This is a genomic window from Brevundimonas sp. CURTG3B2_SDJG (genome assembly GCF_057364705.1).
In genome coordinates this window covers 1-3,038 of the sequence record NZ_JBNFOJ010000322.1, presented here as the reverse complement: position 1 = coordinate 3,038, position 3,038 = coordinate 1, and the positions used below count along the sequence as shown (strand labels likewise).

Here is a 3,038-nt window from a genome sequence, read left to right as displayed (position 1 = left end):
GTCGCGGATCGCGTCCAGCGCCGCCCTGGAGGCCGCGTCCGCCGCCCGTTCGCCCAGGAAGGATCCGTCGGCGCCGGCGGCTCGTCGGTGTCGGGACCCAGCCGCCTCGTTCAGCCGCGCCGACCTCGGCGCCCAGGGTCGAACACTGGTTCAGATTTCGCAGGTCGTAGGGATTGGCCTCGGCCTGCAGCAGCACGGTCGGAATGTACTGGCGGCGCAGGTTCAGGTCGTCCAGCGGCGCGGTCGCCGCCGCTCCGACGCCGGCTCCGAAATCCTGCGCCGCAGCGCAGGCGGCGAGCATGAGGACGGGTAGAAGCGGAAGCAGTCGGCGCATGGGCGCCTTTCAACCACGGGCCCGCGGAGGAAGGAAGGCGAGCCGGTTCCCTTTTCGCCTGACCGCTATTGCGGGCTTCCCAATCCATGTTACTCGCGAGAGGCGAGTAGGGGGCGTGGTGCGTGGTGGGGCAGAACGTGGATAGGGATGCGGACGCTCCGCCCGGCGCGCCCGACTCCGACTCGGGTTTGGCCTCTCTGGCCATGCTGCTGGTCTTTCACCAGATACCGTCCGCCCCCGAGCAGTTGCGGCACGCGCTGGGCCACGGCGATCCGGCGAGCGAGACCGATCTGATCGGCCTGGCGAAGCGGCTGGGAGCCAAGGCGAAGTCCGCCCGGATCGATCTTGACCAGCTGGGCGACGTGCCGCTGCCGGCGATCGCCCAGGACAAGGATGGCGGGTATTTCCTCGTCGCAGCGACGCGTGACGACGAGGCGCTGATCCAGCGCCCCGGCGCTCCCGCGGAACGTCTTACGCTGGAGCAGCTGAACGATCGGTGGGCCGGTCGGATGGTGCTGGTGACCACTCGCGCCGCGGGAGGCTCGGCGACCAAGTTCGACGTCACCTGGTTCATTCCGGCCCTGGTCAAATACCGCTGGATGCTCGGTGACGTGCTGGGGGCGTCGCTGGTGCTTCAGCTGTTCGCCCTGGCGACGCCGCTGATCTTCCAGGTGGTGATCGACAAGGTGCTGGTGCACCAGGGCCTCACCACCCTGGACGTGCTGGCGATCGGCCTGATCTCGGTGGTGGTCTTTGAAACCTTCCTGGGCGGGCTGCGGTCCTATGTCTTCACCCATACGACCAGCCGGGTGGACGTGGAGCTCGGCTCCAAGCTCTATCGCCACCTGCTGAACCTGCCGCTGGCCTATTTCGAGTCCCGTCGCGTCGGCGACACCATCGCCCGCGTCCGCGAACTGGAGACCATCCGCGAGTTCCTGACCTCGTCGTCGGTGACGCTGGTCGTGGACCTGCTGTTCACGGTGATCTTCCTCGTCGTGATGTGGTTCTACTCGCCCTATCTGCTCGCGATCGTCGTCGCCTCGATCGTGCTCTATGCGATCATCTGCTTCCTGATCACGCCGCCGCTGCGCAAGCGGATCGAGGAGCGCTTTCAGCGCAACGCCGAAAGCCAGGCCTTCCTGGTCGAGAGCGTCACGGGCGTGCAGACGCTGAAGGCCGCCGCTGTCGAGCCGCAGATGCAGGTGCGCTGGGAACGACTGCTGTCGGCCTATGTGAAGGCGGGGTTCCGGGCGGCGCAGCTGAACATCTGGGGCGGCCAGTCGATCCAGCTGGTCAGCAAGCTCTCGACCGCCCTCATTCTCTACGTCGGCGCCAAGCTGGCGATCGGCGGATCGATCACGGTCGGCGAGCTTGTCGCGTTCAACATGCTGGCCGGACGGGTCGCCGAACCGGTGCTGCGCCTGGCCGGGCTGTGGCAGCAGTTCCAGGAGGCCCGGGTCGGCGTCGACCGCCTGGGCGACGTGCTGAACGCGCCGGTCGAGGCGCAGTTCTCGGCGTCGCGCTCGACCATGCCGCAAATTCAGGGCGCGATCGCCGTCGACGACGTGACCTTCCGCTACGCGCCCGGGGGCCGCGAAGTCCTGCGCCGGGTCTCGCTGGACGTGAAGCCTGGGGAGGTGCTGGGCATCGTCGGTCCCTCGGGTTCGGGCAAGTCGACCCTGACCAAGCTGGTCCAGCGCCTCTACGTGCCCGAGAGCGGCCGCGTGCTGGTCGACGGCACCGACCTGTCGCTGGTGGATCCCGCCTGGCTGCGGCGCCAGGTCGGGGTGGTGCTGCAGGAGAACCTGCTGTTCAACCGGTCCCTGCGCGAGAACATCGCCCTGGCCGATCCGGGCATGTCGATGGAGCGGGTGATCGCCGCGGCCACCCTGGCCGGCGCCCACGACTTCATTCTCGAAATGCCCGAGGCCTACGACAGCCTGATCGAGGAGCGGGGCGGCAACCTGTCGGGCGGCCAGAGGCAGCGGATCGCCATCGCCCGGGCCCTGGTCACCAATCCGCGAATCCTGATCCTGGACGAGGCGACCTCGGCGCTGGACGCCGAATCCGAGGCCATCATCCACAACAACATGCGGGCCATCGCCAAGGGACGGACGGTGCTGATCATCGCCCATCGGCTGTCGGCGATCCGCATGGCCGACCGGATCATCACGATGGAGAACGGCTCGGTCACCGAGATGGGCACCCATGACAGCCTGATGGCCTCGGGCGGGCGCTATTCGCAGCTGTGGCGGACCCAGATGTACGGGAGCGCGACATGAGCCTGCGGCGGCACTGGGACGTCCTGCGCGAGGCCTGGGCGGCCGAGAACCGGCGGCGTCGCGAGGGCGTGCGGGAATGGCGCGAGAAGGAGTTCCTGCCCGCCGCCCTGGAGATTTCCGAGACCCCGCCCTCGCCGGTGGGACGCGCCGTCCTCTGGACCATCATCGCGGCGGCGGCCCTGGCCCTGCTGTGGTCCGTCCTCGGTTTCGTCGAGGTGGTGGCCGTGGCCGAGGGGCGGCTGACGCCGACGGGCCGGCTGCGCTCGGTCGAGGCCGCCGAATCCGGCGTCATCCGCGCCATCGAGGTGCGTGAGGGCGAACGGGTGCGCGCCGGCCAGCCGCTGATCGAACCTGGACCCCACCTTCGCCACGGCGGACGCCGACCACCGGCCCGGGCGAGTTTGGGCGGCGGCCCTGCTGAC

1 protein-coding gene and 2 pseudogenes are annotated in these 3,038 nt (G+C 69.0%); 2 read left to right on the top strand and 1 reads right to left on the bottom strand.

Features of this window, described 5'->3' with window-relative positions:
- A pseudogene (locus AC2W7C_RS15910) lies at positions 1 to 334 on the bottom strand (hypothetical protein); the annotation flags it as partial.
- Positions 335 to 456: 122 nt separating this feature from the next.
- Between AC2W7C_RS15910 and AC2W7C_RS15905 the strand changes: the two are divergent.
- Both AC2W7C_RS15905 and AC2W7C_RS15900 read left to right on the top strand, forming a co-directional pair.
- The gene (locus AC2W7C_RS15905; RefSeq protein WP_486002272.1) at positions 457 to 2,616 is read left to right on the top strand and encodes a type I secretion system permease/ATPase; all 2,160 of its coding nucleotides are present in this window, start codon (positions 457 to 459) and stop codon (positions 2,614 to 2,616) included.
- Positions 2,613 to 3,038, top strand: a pseudogene (locus AC2W7C_RS15900) (hypothetical protein); the annotation flags it as partial. The gene AC2W7C_RS15905 and the pseudogene AC2W7C_RS15900, both read left to right, overlap by 4 nt.